Below are 1,565 nucleotides of genomic sequence, written 5' to 3' on the forward strand. Positions count from 1 at the left end.
TGAGTGATTGTTATAGCGAAATGAAAAAAATGAATGAGTTTATTCAAATGATGATGCAGGATGTTGAAAATGAGTAATGCGGTTCCTGTTCAATCATCCAGCACACCAGGTGTTGTTTTAAAAACAAAGTTTGTGTTACCAAGTTCCGATGCATTTCAGAACTATATAGAGTATGTAGATAGGGAAGAAGCGAAAAGTGAAGTGAAGCTGAATCCAAAAATGTTCGAAACGTATCAAGACTATATGGGGAATTCAGAAAAGACATCGGCACTATTTACGGAACACGCAAATCGTTTAACAGAAAGTGAAAAAAAGTCCTTAAAGGAAATGTTTAAAACCGCTCACGAAAATGGAAGTATTATGTGGCAGGATGTCATTTCTTTTCATAATCCCTGGTTAGAGGAACAAGGCATATATGATGAGAAAACTAAAACATTGGATGAAAAAAAGTTAATGGATGTGACACGGCTTGCGATGAAGGAAATGCAGAAAAGGGAGGGGTTAGAAAAAAGTTCTACCTGGTCGGCAGCCATTCATTTTAATACGGATAACATTCACATTCATGTGGCAACTGTTGAACCATTTCCAACGAGAGAACGTGGAAAAAGAAAACCCCAAACATTGGATGCGATGAGAGGAAAAGTCGTAAATAATCTGTTAGATCGTAAGCAGGAACAAAAACAAATTAATGATCTGATTCGAAACAATATGGTAGGAAGTAAAAAAGAGGATTCGGTTTTTGATTGGCGCAATCAACATTTGAAACCATTGTTTTTACAAATCTATAAACAGTTACCAAGTGATAAAAGACAGTGGCAATATAGCTACAATACCATACAATCATTGAAGCCAGAAATTGATGCATTGAGCAGGCGATATATACAACATCATCATAAAAAAGATTACGATCAATTTCTCCAAAAGTTAGATGAAGAAGTGCAAGTTTTTAAAGAAGCATACGGGGAAGGCAAGTATGATAAGAAGCAATATGAAAATTACAAGACGAATAAAATCAATGACTTGTATAAAAGAATGGGGAATGCCTTTTTACAAGAAATGAAGGCGTATGATAAAGAACAAAAGAGAATCCATCATATGAAAAAATCAAAGCCGTTTCAAAAATTTCAACAGAATGTATCTATACAGTATTCCATGAAGAAAGTTGAGCGTGCTTTTAAAAGTGAATATGAAAGTTGGAAAAACCAAAAGTATTATGAACGGATGCAAAAAGAAAGTGCATATCAAAATGAGAGGGGTTATTAAATGAAAGACTTTCGTATGCAAATTACATTGGATGAGGAAACAGATACGTATATTAAAGATTATATGGAAGAACACAATATCAGATATAACGGTGAAGCAATCGTTAGAATTTGTAGAGAACATCAAGCATCAAAAAATACAGAATGGTCATTGAATTATATTTCAGAAATTGTTTCTAAAAATCTTCATGACATATTAAAAAGTGAGCTAACAAAAATTCGTCTTGGTGCAAATAGTGCGGATAGAAATACGCAAATTTTAATTGAGTTATTAAATGGTTATTTCTTTTTAGAGGGCGTAGA

2 protein-coding genes are annotated in these 1,565 nt (G+C 33.5%); both read left to right on the forward strand.

Translation table 11 applies throughout. The features are described 5' to 3' along the window. Window positions 1-69: 69 nt before the first annotated feature. The gene (mobP2, locus tag BM089_RS30405; RefSeq protein WP_090979225.1) at window positions 70-1,263 is read left to right on the forward strand and encodes a MobP2 family relaxase; all 1,194 of its coding nucleotides are present in this window, start codon (window positions 70-72) and stop codon (window positions 1,261-1,263) included. Then, on the forward strand, window positions 1,264-1,565 hold a 302-nt coding region (locus BM089_RS30410; RefSeq protein WP_090979228.1), incomplete at its 3' end, for a hypothetical protein.

It is taken from the genome of Bacillus sp. 5mfcol3.1 (assembly GCF_900114335.1).
Lineage (GTDB): Bacteria > Bacillota > Bacilli > Bacillales > Bacillaceae_G > Bacillus_A > Bacillus_A thuringiensis_S.